Raw genomic sequence first — 14,581 nt, 5'->3', positions numbered from 1 at the left:
GAAACCGACTCACTGGTGGCCCCGGTCAAGAACGCCCGGACCGATCGCAACCTACACCGAAGAGTTCCCGCGGCCGCGCTACGCCCGCCGGGCCAGGTAGGCGAGCGCGAGCCGGGCGGCGTTGGCGCCGCACATGCCATGCGCGCCGGGCCCCGGCGGGGTGGCCGCCGAGCAAATGTACATGCCCGGTACCCCAATGCTATAGGGCAACAACGTGATTCGCGGCCCGAACGTCAGCTGCCGAATGTCCTTGGCGCCGGTCATGATGTCGCCGCCGACGTAGTTGGGATTGTAGGTGGCCATCTGTGTCGTCGAACGAACCGTGTAGCCGACGACGCGCTCCCGGAAACCCGGGGCGAACCGCTCGATCTGGGCGATGACCGCCTCGGTCGCGTCGCCGGTGTAGCCGTTGGGGACGTGCGCGTAGCTCCACACCGGGTGCGTATTGCCCACCGAGCGTTGCGGATCCGCCAGGTACTGCTGGCCGACGAGCACGAACGGCTGCTCCGGCATGCGTCCGGCGTGGACGTCCCGCTCGGTCGCGGCAAGCTCGGCGTAGGTCCCGGCCAGGTGCACCGTGCCGGCCCGACGGGCATCCGGGTTCGTCCAGGGCACGCCGCCCTCGACGGCGAAATCGACCTTGAACGCGCCCGGGCCACGCCGGAACCTGGCGAAGGCGCGAGAAACCCTGCGCGGCAGGAGATCTCCCACAATCCCCGCGATCGCTTCGGGCGCCAGATCGAACATTGTGACGTCGGCGGGTGGCAGCTGCGACGCCGCCTCGACCCGGACGCCGGTCTCGATCTTGCCGCCCAGCTCGCCGAGCAGCGCCGCCATCGCGTTGGTGATCGACCGCGATCCACCCTCGGCCACCGCCCAGCCGTGCCGATGGCCGGCCGCGATGATGCCCATCCCGATGGCCGAGGTCATCGGGTAGTGCAGCGGCCGAAAGGCATGGGCCGCAACGCCTCCGAACAACGCGCGGCCTTCCTCGGTGCCGAACAGCCGCGCGAACGTCGACCCGGGAAGCACGGTGGGCACACCGAACCGGGCCAGCATCACCGGGTGATGCGGGAACCGCAGCAGGGGCCGCATGATGTCCTCGCTCAGGGCGTCGAACCGGTCGGCGGCGTAGCCGAACGCGAGCCGCCACCGCGGTCCGTCGCGACCGAGACCGGCCGCGGTCCGTTCCACCGAGCGGTGCAGCACGCCGGCGCCGCCGCCGTCGAGGGGATGCACGCAATCGATCTCCGGCCAGCGCCATGACAGGCCGTACCGCTGCAGGTCGAAGCGGGTCAGGAACCGCGAGCCGACGGCCATCGGGTGAATCGCCGAGCAATGGTCGTGCAGCAGGCCGGGGACGATCGCGTCGCCGCTGCGGGTGCCGCCGCCGACCTCGTCGGCGGCCTCGAGCACGGTGACCCGCACCCCTTCGGCGGCCAGGCAGACGGCGGCGGCGAGCCCGTTGGGTCCGCCGCCCACCACCACCGCGGTGCTCATGCCGACGCTCCGCGCTCCGCGCTGACGGCCTCCAACTCCACGATCAAGCCTTCATTGTGCAGGTGAACGGCCGCCGGCGGTGAACCCGGTCAACGAAGTAGACGGGCAGCGGCAACGGGCCGCCTTGCCGAAACGCGGTTCGCGATACCTGCGCACAGATGCCGAATTGTGTCACCGCGGACATTTTATTGATGTCGATTTTGGCTAATGATGTTCAAATGACAAATAGCGATCAGACCGTTTTTGAAGGTCCGCTGCGCCAGCTTGCTCGCAGCGCGTGGCAGTTGCTGCTGCTCACCGGTGTCCTGGCGGTGGCGCTCGGCGTCATCGTGCTGGCCTGGCCAGGCAAGACGCTGGTGGTAGCCGGTGTCGTGTTCGGCATCTACCTGGTAGTGTCCGGAATTGGTTATGTATTTGCCGCATTCGGAACACACGCCGGCGCCGCGATGCGCGTGCTGACGTTCGTCGGCGGCGCCGTGTCGGTGGTGTTGGGGCTCTTCTGCTTCCGCAACGAACTCGAGTCGATCATGCTTTTGGCGCTCTGGATCGGCATCGGCTGGCTTTTCCGCGGCATCACCCTGCTCGCCGCGGCGCTGTCCTTCGATCACCTGCCCGCACGCGGTTGGCAGGCGCTGTCCGGCGTGATCATCGTGATCGGCGGCGTCGTGTTGATCGTGTCGCCGCTCGATTCGATCGCGATCCTGGCCCTGGTCGCCGGCTGGTGGCTGATCGTCATCGGCATCATCGACGTCATCACGGCGTTCCAGGTCCGCGGCCGCGCGAAAGCCTGACGGGAGCCTGACGAAACCCTGACGGGAGCCCCGTCAGGGACCCGAGTACCCCGGCGGGTTGACGCCGTCCACCCAGAAGTCGACGCCCAGCTGCGAGCCCGGAATGCAGTCGTACACCGACAGGTCGGTGACGCCGGATTCCACCAGCACGTCCTCGCACAGCAGCGTATTGCCGGTGTACTCGCGGGCGGGCTTGTTGAGGATGACGTAGGCGGCGTCGGCGTACACCTCGGGCTTGCGCGCCCGGCTCATCGCCTCGTCGCCGCCGAGCAGGTTCTGCACCGCGGCGGTGGCCACCAGCGTGCGCGGCCACAGCGTGTTGGACGCGATGCCCGCCTCCCGCATCTCCTCGGCGATCCCCAGCGCGCACAGCGTCATGCCGAACTTGGCCATCATGTACGCCGTCGGCTTCAGCCACTCCTTGCCGAGCAGCACCGGCGGGGACAGCGTCAGGATGTGCGGGTTCTCCCGGCTCTTCAGATGCGGGATGCACGCCCGCGACACCGCATACGTGCCGCGCACCTGGATGCCGTTCATCAGGTCGAACCGCTTCATCGACACCTCGGTGACCGACCCCAGGTTGATCGCCGACGCGTTGTTGACGCAGATGTCGATGCCGCCGAACTGCTCGACGGCCTGGGCCACCGCGGCCTCGACCGAATCCGGGTCGCGGACGTCCCCGACGATCGGCAGCGCCTGCCCGCCCGCGTCCTCGAGCTCCTTGGCGGCGGTGAACACCGTCCCCGGCAGCTTCGGGTGCGGGTCGGCGGTCTTGGCGATCAGGGCGACGTTGGCGCCGTCCTGCGCGGCGCGTTTGGCGATCGCCAGGCCGATGCCGCGGCTGGCGCCGGAGATGAACATGGTCTTGCCGTTCAGGGACATGGCGCCACACTAACGCCACGCCGGAATTCGCCTGGTCGGGGGACCGCGCGGCCCGATCGGCTCTCGGGAAATAGCGCGCCGGCCGACGCTGTTACAGGAGTCGGTTTCTGATGCACGTGCGGCGGACCCGGCAGACACTGTCGGGGGCAGCCTTTAGATTGGGAGGAGCAGTCTGGTGTCGACGGCGGCGAGCCTGTTGGACAGTCCGATAGGCGCCGAGCGGTTGGCTCGCTTGCTGGCGAGTCCGGCGGCGCTTCCGATGCTGTCCGGTGACACCGCGGCAGAAGGGACCGTGTTAATCGAAATGGCCGACTCTGGAGAGGGCCGAGACGGCGTGGTGGGGTCAGAGGTTACCGAGCCCGTGCCACCCGAGGAGACGGACGAGGAACTCACGGCGCGCTTCGAGCGCGACGCGATTCCCCTGCTGGACCAGCTCTACGGCGGTGCGCTGCGCATGACGCGCAATCCCGCGGACGCCGAGGACCTGCTCCAGGAAACGATGGTGAAGGCCTACGCGGGGTTCCGCTCGTTCAAGGCGGGCACCAACCTCAAGGCGTGGCTGTACCGGATCCTGACCAACACCTACATCAACAGCTACCGCAAGAAGCAGCGCCAACCGGCGGAGTATCCGACCGAGGAGATCACCGACTGGCAGCTGGCGTCCAACGCCGAGCATTCCTCGACCGGGCTGCGTTCGGCGGAGGTCGAGGCCCTGGAGGCGCTGCCCGACACCGAGATCAAAGAAGCCCTGCAGGCGTTGCCGGAAGAGTTCCGGATGGCGGTCTACTACGCCGATGTCGAAGGTTTCCCCTACAAGGAGATCGCCGAGATCATGGACACGCCGATCGGGACGGTAATGTCTCGGCTGCACCGCGGCAGGCGCCAGCTACGCGGTCTTTTGGCCGACGTCGCGAAGGAGCGGGGCTTCACCCGCGGTCAACAGGCGCACGAGGAGGTGTCGTCATGAGCGAGTTCGCCGGCCCGGCCGACCCGCGCGCCGGCGACAGCGATTCCCACGGCGGCCTTGGCTGCGCCCAGGTGATCGCCGAGGTATGGACCCTGCTCGACGGCGAGTGCACACCCGAAGCTCGTGAGCAGCTGCGCCGCCACCTCGAGGCCTGCCCCGGCTGCTTCAAGCACTACGGGCTCGAGGAGCGGATCAAGGCGTTGATCGCCACCAAGTGCAAGGGTGAGAAGGCCCCCGAGGGCCTACGAGAGCGCCTCCGGCTGGAGATTCAGCAGACCACCATCATCCGGCGCCTGCAATAGCCGTCGCCGGGTCAGGAATTGGGCCGCTTGCCGTGGTTGGCCTTGCTGTACTTGCGGTCGCGCTTCTTCCGGCCACGCTTGGCCATCTCTTTAACCTCCGGTGATCGCTCGTCAAACAGGGCGCCGGGCGCCCGTTAGCCTGTCGCCCAGTGTCTCACGGCGGGCCGCTCGCCTTGTAACGGCCCGCGTGCCGCGGCCCCGACCCGTCCTGTGGTTCCATATACAGAGCTGACCGACCAGCAGCCAGCATGCGCATATGGCCGAAATGAGTGGGGTGAGGATGGCCGAGGATGTTCGCGCCGAGATCGTGGCCAGTGTGCTCGAAGTCGTGGTCAACGAGGGCGACCACATCGGCAAGGGTGACGTCGTGGTGCTGCTGGAGTCGATGAAGATGGAGATCCCCGTCCTTGCCGAGGTCGACGGCACCGTCAGCAAGGTGAGCGTGGCGGTGGGCGACGTCATCCAGGCGGGCGACCTCATCGCCGTGATCAGCTAGCCCCCAAAATTTGGCGCCCGGGAACGACGCGGGAGTAATGGATGTCCACCCTCGGTGACCTGCTCGCCGAACACACGATGCTGCCCGGCAACGCGGTGGACCACCTGCACGCGGTGGTGGGGGAATGGCAGCTGCTGGCGGACCTGTCGTTCGCCGACTACCTGATGTGGGTTCGCCGCGACGACGGCGTGCTGGTCTGTGTGGCGCAGTGCCGCCCGAATACCGCGCCGACGGTCCTGCTGACCGACGCGGTGGGCAGCGTCGTCGTCGCCGACCGGCTGCCGCTCGTCGCCGAGGCCTTCGAACTCGGTGTCATACCGAAAGGTGATGCAGGTCAAGGGCATTCGTGGCAACTGCCCGGCCCGCACGTCGAGGCCTCCCCGGTGCGGTATGGCGAGCACGTGGTGGCCGTGCTGACCCGGCACCAGACCGCGGAGGCCGCCGGCCGCGCGGCCGGCCAGCTGGAGACCGCCTACCGGGACTGCGCCACGGACCTTGTGCACATGCTGGCCGAGGGCACCTTTCCCGACGTGGGGGACGTGGTCATGTCGCGCTCCACCCCGCGGGCGGGCGACGGCTTCATCCGCCTCGATGTCGACGGCGTCGTCGCCTACGCCAGCCCCAACGCGCTGTCGGCCTACCACCGGATGGGCCTGGCATCGGACTTGGAGGGCCACAACCTCGTGGAGGTGACGCGGCCACTGATCTCCGACTCCTTCGAGGCGCAGGAGGTGGCGGAGCACGTGCGCGACCTGCTGGCCGGCGGCAAGAGCATGCGGATGGAGTTCGACGCCGGCGGCGCAACGGTGCTGCTGCGGACGCTGCCGCTGGTGGTGCAAGGCTCGAGCGCGGGTGCCGCGGTGCTGATCCGCGACATCACGGAGGTCAAGCGCCGCGACCGCGCGCTGATCTCCAAGGACGCCACCATCCGCGAGATCCACCACCGGGTGAAGAACAACCTGCAGACCGTGGCGGCGCTGCTGCGCCTGCAGGCCCGCCGCACGGCCAACGCCGAGGGACGGGAGGCGCTGATCGAGTCGGTGCGCCGGGTGTCCTCGATCGCCCTGGTTCACGACGCGCTGTCGATGTCGGTGGACGAGCAGGTGAACCTCGACGAGGTCATCGACCGGATCCTGCCGATCATGAACGACGTGGCGTCGGTGGACCGGCCGATCCGGATCAACCGGGTCGGCGACCTCGGCGTGCTGGACTCCGACCGCGCGACGGCCCTGATCATGGTGATCACCGAACTCGTCCAGAACGCGATCGAGCACGCGTTCGATCCGGCGGCCGAGGAAGGGTCGGTGACGATTCGCGCGGAGCGCTCGGCGCGCTGGCTCGACGTCGTCGTGCACGACGACGGCCGGGGGCTGCCCGAGGGATTCAGCCTGGAGAAGTCCGACAGCCTCGGCCTGCAGATCGTGCGGACCCTGGTGTCGGCGGAACTCGACGGCACGCTGGGCATGCGCCAGGCGCCCGCCCGGGGCACCGACGTGGTGTTACGGGTGCCGATCGGGCGGCGGACCCGACTGCTGCTATAGACGCCGCCCACGCAACGGTGCGGCCCCGACGATCGTCGGGGCCGCACCGTATGCCAACTGGGTCAGACTCCGCTACGGGCCTTCGTCCGGGCGCTGCGACGCTTGAGTGCGCGCCGCTCGTCTTCGCTCATGCCGCCCCAGACGCCCGAGTCCTGGCCGGTATTCAGGGCCCACGAGAGGCACTCTGTGGTCACCGGGCACCGATTGCAGACCAGTTTCGCGTCAGCGATCTGCGCGAGCGCCGGGCCGCTGTTCCCTACCGGGAAGAACAGCTCCGGGTCCTCGTCGCGACAGACCGCCTTGTGGCGCCAATCCATACGTTGTTACTCCTCACTGAGTGCGCAGCAAGACGCACGGCCTTTTTGCTCAGCTGTTAACGCGTGCATAACAAAAGGGTCCGCACCCCTACACAACTTTCTGCATGCAACCTTTCGATCGTTTCACAGGCTCAACAGATGTCAATAGCGTTAGTTACCTCGTGGGCTATCTCACTTCACTGATTTCTTAGTTAAGCCCTTACTCCGTTGTACTACACTGCCCGCCCACTTATCCCGGGGAATTTTCCCGGGTGGCCCGTCATCGCAGCTCGGAGGCGATTTTTACCGGAGGGGCGAGCACGGGCAGCGCGTCGCGAACCGCCCTGAACGTCATGGTTTGGCGCAGGCCGAGGTAATCCCCGTCGAACTGACTGGCGACCGGGCCCCCGGTCGAGGTCACTCTCAGGCAAGGGGCGTCGTCGTCGCGGACGAGCTGTCGGTGATCGCCTTTCGGGCCCTCGGCGAAGAGCTGGCGAAGCAGCCGCAGCGTGGGAAACACCCTCATGCCGGTGAGGGCAAACACCCCGAGGCCCGACTCGAAGCTGCACCCGGGGTTGGTCACCATCGGCCGGCTGTTGCTGTACGTCCATGGAGTGGTGTTGGACACCCAGGCGAAGTGCACGCCCGGAACGGGGTCGCGGTCGGGCAGCTCCAGCATCAGGGTGGGTTCGCGGCGGCTGAAGGCCACCGTGACGGGTATCGCCACGCGCCAATAGCGCAGCGCCGTGACCTTGACGCCCTTGTCGCGCTGGGCCTCCACCGCGGCGACCACCTCCGCGTCGACGCCCATCCCGGCGTTGATGACGGCCCACCGCTCACCGCAGTCGATCAAGCTGATGCGCCGCCAGGTTTGGTGGCGGCGGTGGTCGTCGAGCAGCTGGATGAGCTGGTTGGTGGCGGCGACGGGGTCGGGGGCGATGCCCAGCGACCGGGCCAGCACGTTGGCCGAGCCGCCGGGCACCACCGCGACCGCGGGAATCGGCCCCGACGGCTTGGCGCCGGGGCGGCCGAGCAGGCCGTTGACCACCCCGCTCACCGTGCCGTCGCCGCCGTGGACGACGACCAGGTCGACGCCGTCCTCGACCGCCCGCTGCGCGATTTCGGGCCCGTGACCGCGGTGGGTGGTGTGTTCGACGGTGAGCTCCAGGCGGCTCTTGAGAGCGTGCGCCAACAGGTCGCGGCCGGCTGGAGTGGTGGACGTGGCGGTCGGATTGACGATCAGCACGGCGCGCATGACGCACGAGCTTATGCGGGGGAGCCGCGGCCACGCCGGGCAGCCGAGGGCGAAACTAAGCTGACGCTGTGACGCTTCCTGCCCCGGCCGCGGTGCGCGGCGCCGGTCTGATCGTCGCGGCGCAGGGCGTGGCCGCGCTGGTGGTGGCCGCGGTGCTGGTGGCGCGCGGGATCGCGGGGGCCGACCAGCGTGTGGTCAACGGCCTCGGCACGGCGATCTGGTTCGTCCTGGTCGGCGGCGTGGTGCTCGCGGCCGGACGCGCGCTGGTGGCCGGCAAGCGCTGGGGCCGCGGGCTGGCGGTGGTCACCGAGCTGCTGCTGTTGCCCGTGGCGTGGTACCTCGCGGTGGGCTCGCACCGGCCGGCCTTCGGGATTCCGGTGGGCATCGTGGCGGCGACCGCGCTGATCCTGCTCTTCAGTCCCGCGGCGGTGCGCTGGGCCGCCGGCGGCGATCAGCGCGGCCCGGCCAGCTCGGCCAACCGCGGACCGGACAGCCGATAGGTGGTCCATTCACGCTGCGGCGCAGCGCCGATCCCGTCGTACAGCGCGATGGCATCGGAGTTCCAGTTCAGTACCGCCCACGACAATCGCGTGTAGCCGTTGTCGAGGCATTCGCGGGCCAGGGCCGCCAGCAGCGCGCGGGCCAGGCCGCGGCGGCGAAACCGCGGCCGCACGAACAGGTCTTCGAGGTAGATGCCCGCGACGCCGTCCCACGTGGAGAAGTTGACGAACCACAGTGCCATGGCGGCGATTTCGCCGTCGACGTCGGCGACGTGGCCGTGCACGGTGGGTGCGTTGCCGAAAAGCGCTGTGGATATTTGGGTTTCGGTGACGGTGCAGTGGTCGGCGGCGCGTTCGAATTCGGCCAGCGCGTGGATCATGTCGGTGATATCGGCGGCGTCCCCCGGCGCGGCGCGGCGAACGTTTGCACTCATTGCCCAACCCCCAGCGCGTTCAGCATGGTGGCGAATTTCGTTGTGGTTTCGGCGACTTCGTCGTCCGGGTCGGATTCGGCGACGATGCCCCCGCCGGCGCGCGCCAGCGCGGTGCGGCGATCCGCCGACAGCTGCGCGCAGCGGATAGACACCACCCAGCGGCCGTCGCCGGCGGCGTCGCACCAGCCGACGGCGCCGGCATAGAATCCGCGGTCGCCCTCCAGCTCGGCGATGAGCTCGGTCGCGGCCTTCGTCGGCACCCCTCCCACCGCCGGGGTGGGGTGCAGCGCCAGCGCCAAATCGATTGCGGTGGTTGATCTGTCGCGCAGCCGACCGCCGATCGGGGTGCACAGGTGCCAGACGGCCGCGGTGCGGCTCAGCCGGGGTTCGGGGGCGATCGTCAGGTCGTCGCACAGCGGCTCCAGGGCGGCCCGCATGGCGTCGATCACCAGCCGATGCTCGTGGCGGTCCTTGGCCGAATCGGCCAGCGCTGCGCCGTTGGCGGCGTCGACGTCCGGGTCGGCGGCGCGGGGGGCCGAACCGGCGAACGGCCGGCACACGACGCGCTCGCCGGAGCGCGCCACCAGCAGCTCGGGGCTGGCGCCCACCAGCGCCGCGCCCGCGTAGTCGTCGCCGGCGGCGCTCAGGTCGACCAGATAGCCGTAGGCGGCCGGGTCGGCGGCGACGAGCCGGCGCAGGATGACGCGGGCGTCCAGCGGGGCGTCGGCGACCAGTCGCAGGGCGCGGGACAGCACCACCTTGCGCAGCGGGTTGCCCGCCGCGGCGAGCTCATCGCGCGCGCGGGCGATCCGGTCCCGGTAGTCGGCGGGCGGCGGCACGGCGGCGGCGATGCGCACCGGCGGCAGCGGGCCCGTCGGCCAGTCGGGTGGCCGATCGGCGGAGCGCATCGCGTCGGGCACCAGCAGGGCCGCGGGCCCGTCCACGTCGAAAGGCAACGCGCCCAACACCATTGGCGCCTCTCCGGAGCGCAGCGCGGCGTGGGCCGCCCGCACGTCGCGGTAGCGCCTGTGCGCCCCGTCGGCGACCAGGGTCCCCCCCGGGCCGCACAGCGCGAACGCCGGTTCGGCGCTCACCCGGGCGCGATCGCCTGCGGGAGGCCGGTCAATCCGAGCGCGGCGAGCTGGCGCACGCCATGCTCGAACCCGCACACGGCGATCGAGCCGGCGAGCATCCAGAAGCGGCTGCCCTCGGCGAGCGGCAGCTCGACCCAGCGGGTGATCACCGAGCGGGAAAAGTGGCTGTGGCCCACGAATATCACGTCGCGCGAGGCCATGTGCTCCAACGCCAGTGCGACGGCCCGATCGGCGCGGTCGCTGACTTGCGCCACGCTCTCGCCGCCGGGACAACCGTGCGTCCAGATCAGCCAATCGGGAACCGATTCCTGGATCTGCGGGGTCGTCAACCCCTCGTAGGAACCGTAATCCCATTCGGCGAGCAGCCCGGACACCTCGTCGACGCTGAGCCCGGCCAGCTTGGCCGTGGTCAGCGCCCGTATTCGCGGGCTGCTGATCACCAGCGGGTCGGCGAGATTCAGTTCGCGCAGGACGTGCCCGGCAAGCTCGGCCTGCAGCCGGCCGGCATCGGTCAGTTCGATGTCGGTGCGCCCGGTGTGCTGCCCGGATTTCGACCACTCGGTCTCGCCGTGGCGCAGCAGCACCAGGCGGTGATTGTGCAAGCCCATGGGGAACGATTCTGCCGGACGACGCGCCGCCCCGCGGGAGTCACTGCCCGAAGCGCGCGGCGACCGAACATGCCAGGATGGCACTAGACCGCGCGGCGACGAGGCAGAGGGGAGAGCGCGATGAGGTGGGGGCACCACCCGCTTGCGGGGGAGAGCTGCGCCTGTGACCCGCGCGGCGACGATGTAGAGGGGAGAGCGCGATGAGGTGGGGGCACCACCCGCTTGCGGGGGAGAGCTGCGCCTGTGACTAAGACCCGGGTACTGGCGGTGGCCAACCAGAAGGGTGGCGTGGCCAAGACGACGACCGTCGCCTCGCTGGGCGCGGCGATGGCGGATGCGGGCCGGCAGGTGCTGCTCGTCGACCTCGACCCGCAGGGCTGCTTGACATTCTCGCTCGGCCAAGACCCCGACAAACTGGCGGTGTCCGTCCACGAGGTCCTGCTCGGCGAGGTCGAGCCGAACGCCGCGCTGGTCACGACGATGGAGGGAATGACGCTGCTGCCGGCCAACATTGACCTGGCCGGCGCCGAGGCGATGCTGCTGATGCGGGCCGGCCGCGAATACGCGCTCAAACGCGCGCTGGCCAAGCTCGCCGACCAGTTCGACGTGATGATCATCGACTGCCCGCCGTCGCTGGGGGTGCTCACCCTCAACGGGCTGACGGCCGCCGACGAGGTCATCGTGCCGCTGCAGTGCGAGACGCTCGCGCACCGCGGCGTCGGCCAGTTCCTGCGCACGGTCGCCGACGTCCAGCAGATCACCAACCCGGACCTGCGGATGCTGGGCGCGCTGCCGACGCTGTACGACTCCCGCACCACCCACACCCGCGACGTGCTGCTCGACGTCGCGGACCGCTACGACCTGCCGGTGCTCGCCCCGCCGATCCCGCGCACCGTGCGTTTCGCCGAGGCCAGCGCCTCGGGCTCGTCGGTGATGGCCGGGCGGAAGAACAAGGGCGCGGCGGCGTACGCCGAGTTGGCGCGGGCGTTGCTCAAGCACTGGAAGACCGGCAAACCGCTGCCGACGTTCGCCGTCGAGGTGTAGCCCCCTCGCGAGCAGACGCAGAGTCGCACGCTGACGCGCGATTTCGTGCGACTCTGCGTCTGCTCGGCCGCGCACCAGGAGCGCCCCAGGCCGCGCCCCAGGAGCGCCCCAGGAGCGCCCCAGGAGCGTCAGCCCAGGGCCACCACGGTGTCGCCGCGCTGCTCGAACACCCTGGATCCCGAAACGGCCGGGATCACCGCGGAACCGCTCGGCGCTCGGTCCACCGGAATGTAGCGCTCGTTCGCGCCGCTGACCGGGTCGTAGACCCCGATCGCGCCGGTGACCGGCACCAGCAACCGGCCCGCCATCATCACGCCCGGTCCCAACGGCGCGGTCTTCTCGCCCGCGGCGATGGTGTAGCGCAGCGCCAGGCTGTTCGCCTCGAACACCATCAGGGAATCGCCGGTCCACCAGGACACCAGGTTGCCCGACTGCGACACCGCCGAGTTCGACGGCGGCTTGGGCAGCAGCGTGCTGGCCACGGTCGTCCCCGCGTCGTCGACCACCTCGACCCGGGGCCGCGGGCCGGGCAGGTACACCGCCGTGTTGTTCTCCCAGACGGCCAGCACGCGGGCGCCCGAGTCGGCGCCGATCCCGGGTTCGGACACCACGTGTTGCTGGGGTTCGTCGTCTTCCTTGCCGGGACGCAATAGGACGAGCCGCAGGTCGGCCTGCTGCGCGCAACTTTCCAGCACCGACACCGCCGACGAGCTGGCCGCCGCCGAGACCAGCCGGCAGCCGGAGTGCAGCCCGCGCGCCGACGGTTTCACCCGCGCGTCCGTCTCGCCGTAGGCCAGCATCCGCACCATGTCCGAGCGCCACAGCTCCAGCCGGGTGTCGCCGGCGGACAACACCGTCGTCCCGTCGGAGGACAGCCGCACCCGCGGATCGGCGTAGCCGCTGCGGGCGGCCCCGCGCCGGCCCGTGGCCCCATCGAGGGTGCTGACCTGCCCGCACCCGCGGTCGTCCTTGTAGACGGCGACGGCGTAGTGGTAGAGCCAGGACACCCCGCACAGGTCGCTGTCGCGCGCGTAGCTCCAGCGGGACTCGCCCGTGCCCGGGTCGCGCCCGTCGACCCGGCGCCCGTCCCCGGTGGCGACCGTCCCGCTCACCACCACGGGGGTGCTGGTCATCGGGCTGTTGGCGGTCCACAGCTGGCGCAGGGTGGCCGGCACCTCGCGGGCCGGCGTCGGGTTCGGCACCGGAACGGCGGCCGGCCGGCTGATGGTCGCCCGGGCGTCGCTGGTCCACCAGATCAGCGACGCGACCGCGGCGACGACGACCACGATCGCCGCGGCGGCCACAATGTCGCCCCCGGTCCGGCGTTCGGGTCTGACCATGCGTCGGCGGCGACGCTCAGTTGGCGTGCGCGGCGGTGGCCTCGGCGGGCTTGCGGCGCCGACGGCGGCGCCGGCCGGTCCCGGCGTTGCCGGCCGGCGAGGTTGACGGCGTCTGCGCCGCGGCGTCACCGTCGGCACCGGCCGCGCCGCCGGCGGGATGCCCGGTGACGGGTTGGCCAGCCCGGGTGCGGCGGCGCCTCGTCCCCGAGCGCGCCCGGCCGGACTTCTCCGAACCCTGGCCTTTGCGTTCGGTGTCGCGGCGCTTGACCGGTGACTTGCGCGGCGCGCCGACCTTGCTGCTCGCCTCGTCGGGAATGCCCAACTCGGCGTACAGGTGCGGCGAGCTGGAGTAGGTCTCGGCCGGATCGGGGGAGCCCAGGCTCAGCGCCTTGTCGATCATTCCCCAGCGGGGCAGGTCGTCCCAGTCCACCAGGGTGACCGCGACCCCGGTCTTGCCGGCGCGGCCGGTGCGGCCGATCCGGTGCACGTAGGCCTGCTCGTCCTCGGGGCACTGGTAGTTGATGACGTGGGTGACGTCGTCGATGTCGATGCCGCGGGCGGCGACGTCGGTGGCGACCAGGACGTCGATGTCCCCCGATCGGAAGGCCTTGAGCGCCTTCTCGCGGGCGATCTGACCGAGGTCACCGTGCACGGCGCCCACCGCGAAACCGCGCTCGGCCAGCTCGTCGGCGACCTTCTGCGCGGTGCGCTTGGTGCGGGTGAAGACCATCGTCGCGCCGCGGTCGCGCGCCTGCAGCACCCGGCTCACCAGCTCCACCTTGTCCAGCGCGTGGGCCCGGTAGACGAACTGCTCCGTGGTGTCGTGGGTGGCGGCGGAGTGCGGCGCTTCCGCGCGGATGTGGGTGGGCTGGTTCATGAACGTGCGGGCCAGCGTGATGATCGGGCCCGGCATGGTCGCCGAGAACAGCATCGACTGGCGGTCGGCGGGGATTTGGCGCAGGATGCGTTCGATGTCGGGCAGGAAGCCGAGGTCGAGCATCTCGTCGGCCTCGTCGAGGACCAGCATCGACAGCCCGCCCAGCTGCAGGTGGCCCTGCTGGCACAGGTCGAGCAGCCGGCCGGGGGTGCCGACCACGACGTCGGCGCCGGACCGCAGCGCCTCGATCTGCGGCTCGTAGGCGCGTCCCCCGTAGATGGACACCACCGCCAGCCGGCGGCCCCCCTCGGCGGTCAGGTACTTCGCGGCGGCGGCCAGGTCGTCGGTGACCTGCATGCACAGCTCCCGGGTGGGCACCACGACCAGCGCCCGCGGGGTGCCGGTGAGCGGCCTGGCGGCCGTGCCATCAGTGACGCGCTGCAGCAGCGGCACGCCGAACGCCAGGGTCTTGCCCATGCCGGTGCGGGCCTGACCGATGACGTCATCGCCGGCGAGCGCCAGCGGCAGGGTCAGTTCCTGGATGGCAAAAGGGCGTTCGATGCCCTTTTCCGCGAGCGCGCGGACTATTTCGTCTCGGACGCCAAGTGCGGCGAATGCTGGTTCAGTTGTGTTGGTAAGTGTCGTCATACGGTA

Annotated in this window: 17 protein-coding genes; 7 read left to right on the top strand and 10 right to left on the bottom strand. The window is 70.2% G+C overall.

Annotated elements, in window-relative coordinates:
- Nucleotides 1-78: 78 nt before the first annotated feature.
- Nucleotides 79-1,500 carry a phytoene desaturase family protein gene (locus G6N25_RS04260; protein ID WP_083073156.1) on the bottom strand — a complete coding sequence of 474 codons (1,422 nt, stop codon included), beginning with the start codon at nt 1,498-1,500 and terminating at the stop codon, nt 79-81.
- A gap of 218 nt (nt 1,501-1,718) precedes the next feature.
- Between G6N25_RS04260 and G6N25_RS04255 the strand changes: the two genes are divergently transcribed.
- A complete protein-coding gene (locus tag G6N25_RS04255; protein ID WP_083073155.1) occupies nt 1,719-2,291 on the top strand; it encodes an HdeD family acid-resistance protein in 573 nt (190 codons plus the stop codon).
- A 33-nt stretch (nt 2,292-2,324) separates the two neighbouring features.
- Here the strand turns inward: G6N25_RS04255 and G6N25_RS04250 are convergent, their stop codons facing one another.
- The gene (locus tag G6N25_RS04250; RefSeq protein ID WP_083073154.1) at nt 2,325-3,173 is read right to left on the bottom strand and encodes an SDR family oxidoreductase; all 849 of its coding nucleotides are present in this window, start codon (nt 3,171-3,173) and stop codon (nt 2,325-2,327) included.
- A gap of 304 nt (nt 3,174-3,477) precedes the next feature.
- On the opposite strand from G6N25_RS04250, the gene G6N25_RS04245 reads away from it, so the two are divergent.
- Nucleotides 3,478-4,140 carry a sigma-70 family RNA polymerase sigma factor gene (locus tag G6N25_RS04245; protein ID WP_163672353.1) on the top strand — a complete coding sequence of 221 codons (663 nt, stop codon included), beginning with the start codon at nt 3,478-3,480 and terminating at the stop codon, nt 4,138-4,140.
- Nucleotides 4,137-4,442 (top strand): mycothiol system anti-sigma-R factor, encoded by a 306-nt coding sequence (gene rsrA, locus G6N25_RS04240; protein WP_083073152.1) that lies wholly within the window; start codon nt 4,137-4,139, stop codon nt 4,440-4,442. The genes G6N25_RS04245 and rsrA overlap by 4 nt, the downstream gene beginning before the upstream one ends.
- An 11-nt stretch (nt 4,443-4,453) precedes the next feature.
- On the opposite strand, the gene G6N25_RS24405 is transcribed toward rsrA, so the two are convergent.
- Entirely contained in the window at nt 4,454-4,528 is a 75-nt protein-coding gene (locus tag G6N25_RS24405; protein WP_003416889.1) for a 50S ribosomal protein bL37, read from the bottom strand.
- A gap of 194 nt (nt 4,529-4,722) precedes the next feature.
- On the opposite strand from G6N25_RS24405, the gene G6N25_RS04235 reads away from it, so the two are divergent.
- Complete coding sequence (locus tag G6N25_RS04235; RefSeq protein ID WP_083073262.1) at nt 4,723-4,938, top strand: biotin/lipoyl-binding carrier protein; 216 nt, start codon at nt 4,723-4,725, stop codon at nt 4,936-4,938.
- A 41-nt stretch (nt 4,939-4,979) separates the two neighbouring features.
- On the top strand, nt 4,980-6,479 hold the full coding sequence (locus tag G6N25_RS04230; protein ID WP_083073151.1) for a sensor histidine kinase: 1,500 nt from the start codon (nt 4,980-4,982) through the stop codon (nt 6,477-6,479).
- Nucleotides 6,480-6,541: 62 nt separating this feature from the next.
- On the opposite strand, the gene whiB1 is transcribed toward G6N25_RS04230, so the two are convergent.
- Both whiB1 and G6N25_RS04220 read right to left on the bottom strand, forming a co-directional pair.
- Nucleotides 6,542-6,796: a transcriptional regulator WhiB1 gene (whiB1, locus tag G6N25_RS04225; protein ID WP_083073150.1), complete on the bottom strand. Its 255-nt coding sequence runs from the start codon at nt 6,794-6,796 to the stop codon at nt 6,542-6,544.
- A gap of 259 nt (nt 6,797-7,055) precedes the next feature.
- Nucleotides 7,056-8,030, bottom strand: coding sequence for a diacylglycerol/lipid kinase family protein (locus tag G6N25_RS04220; RefSeq protein WP_083073149.1), 975 nt, complete (start codon nt 8,028-8,030; stop codon nt 7,056-7,058).
- Nucleotides 8,031-8,098: 68 nt separating this feature from the next.
- Between G6N25_RS04220 and G6N25_RS04215 the strand changes: the two genes are divergently transcribed.
- A complete protein-coding gene (locus tag G6N25_RS04215) occupies nt 8,099-8,530 on the top strand; it encodes a hypothetical protein (RefSeq protein WP_083073148.1) in 432 nt (143 codons plus the stop codon).
- Here the strand turns inward: G6N25_RS04215 and G6N25_RS04210 are convergent.
- The 3 genes from G6N25_RS04210 to G6N25_RS04200 are packed head-to-tail and all read right to left on the bottom strand — an operon-like array spanning nt 8,482 to nt 10,666.
- Nucleotides 8,482-8,964: a GNAT family N-acetyltransferase gene (locus G6N25_RS04210; protein WP_083073147.1), complete on the bottom strand. Its 483-nt coding sequence runs from the start codon at nt 8,962-8,964 to the stop codon at nt 8,482-8,484. The two genes, G6N25_RS04215 and G6N25_RS04210, sit on opposite strands and share 49 nt — an antisense overlap.
- On the bottom strand, nt 8,961-10,058 hold the full coding sequence (locus G6N25_RS04205) for an isochorismate synthase (RefSeq protein ID WP_083073146.1): 1,098 nt from the start codon (nt 10,056-10,058) through the stop codon (nt 8,961-8,963). The genes G6N25_RS04210 and G6N25_RS04205 overlap by 4 nt, the downstream gene beginning before the upstream one ends.
- The gene (locus G6N25_RS04200; RefSeq protein WP_083073145.1) at nt 10,055-10,666 is read right to left on the bottom strand and encodes an acid phosphatase; all 612 of its coding nucleotides are present in this window, start codon (nt 10,664-10,666) and stop codon (nt 10,055-10,057) included. Before G6N25_RS04200 ends, G6N25_RS04205 begins: the two co-directional genes overlap by 4 nt.
- 243 nt (nt 10,667-10,909) lie before the next feature.
- Here G6N25_RS04200 and G6N25_RS04195 point away from each other — a divergent pair, with 243 nt between their 5' ends.
- Nucleotides 10,910-11,710, top strand: a complete 801-nt coding sequence (locus tag G6N25_RS04195) for a ParA family protein (protein WP_083073144.1) — start codon at nt 10,910-10,912, stop codon at nt 11,708-11,710.
- Nucleotides 11,711-11,838: 128 nt separating this feature from the next.
- Here G6N25_RS04195 and G6N25_RS04190 read toward each other — a convergent pair whose 3' ends face one another.
- Complete coding sequence (locus tag G6N25_RS04190) at nt 11,839-13,050, bottom strand: Rv3212 family protein (RefSeq protein ID WP_083073143.1); 1,212 nt, start codon at nt 13,048-13,050, stop codon at nt 11,839-11,841.
- Between the two features lie 16 nt (nt 13,051-13,066).
- Nucleotides 13,067-14,575, bottom strand: coding sequence for a DEAD/DEAH box helicase (locus G6N25_RS04185; RefSeq protein WP_083073142.1), 1,509 nt, complete (start codon nt 14,573-14,575; stop codon nt 13,067-13,069).
- Between the last annotated feature and the right edge of the window lie 6 nt (nt 14,576-14,581).

Origin of the sequence: Mycobacterium heidelbergense (assembly GCF_010730745.1) — a bacterium.
Classification (GTDB): domain Bacteria; phylum Actinomycetota; class Actinomycetes; order Mycobacteriales; family Mycobacteriaceae; genus Mycobacterium; species Mycobacterium heidelbergense.
Note: the sequence above shows the minus strand (reverse complement) of the source record. Positions and strands in the feature narration are given on the sequence as shown.

Bases quoted from the DNA above. Each gene is read 5' to 3' on its own strand.
- G6N25_RS04260 (WP_083073156.1), bottom strand. From the start codon at position 1,500: ATGAGCACCGCGGTGGTGGTGGGCGGCGGACCCAACGGGCTCGCCGCC.
- G6N25_RS04255 (WP_083073155.1), top strand. From the start codon at position 1,719: ATGACAAATAGCGATCAGACCGTTTTTGAAGGTCCGCTGCGCCAGCTT.
- G6N25_RS04250 (WP_083073154.1), bottom strand. From the start codon at position 3,173: ATGTCCCTGAACGGCAAGACCATGTTCATCTCCGGCGCCAGCCGCGGC.
- G6N25_RS04245 (WP_163672353.1), top strand. From the start codon at position 3,478: ATGGCCGACTCTGGAGAGGGCCGAGACGGCGTGGTGGGGTCAGAGGTT.
- rsrA (WP_083073152.1), top strand. From the start codon at position 4,137: ATGAGCGAGTTCGCCGGCCCGGCCGACCCGCGCGCCGGCGACAGCGAT.
- G6N25_RS04235 (WP_083073262.1), top strand. From the start codon at position 4,723: ATGGCCGAGGATGTTCGCGCCGAGATCGTGGCCAGTGTGCTCGAAGTC.
- G6N25_RS04230 (WP_083073151.1), top strand. From the start codon at position 4,980: ATGTCCACCCTCGGTGACCTGCTCGCCGAACACACGATGCTGCCCGGC.
- whiB1 (WP_083073150.1), bottom strand. From the start codon at position 6,796: ATGGATTGGCGCCACAAGGCGGTCTGTCGCGACGAGGACCCGGAGCTG.
- G6N25_RS04220 (WP_083073149.1), bottom strand. From the start codon at position 8,030: ATGCGCGCCGTGCTGATCGTCAATCCGACCGCCACGTCCACCACTCCA.
- G6N25_RS04210 (WP_083073147.1), bottom strand. From the start codon at position 8,964: ATGAGTGCAAACGTTCGCCGCGCCGCGCCGGGGGACGCCGCCGATATC.
- G6N25_RS04200 (WP_083073145.1), bottom strand. From the start codon at position 10,666: ATGGGCTTGCACAATCACCGCCTGGTGCTGCTGCGCCACGGCGAGACC.
- G6N25_RS04190 (WP_083073143.1), bottom strand. From the start codon at position 13,050: ATGGTCAGACCCGAACGCCGGACCGGGGGCGACATTGTGGCCGCCGCG.
- G6N25_RS04185 (WP_083073142.1), bottom strand. From the start codon at position 14,575: ATGACGACACTTACCAACACAACTGAACCAGCATTCGCCGCACTTGGC.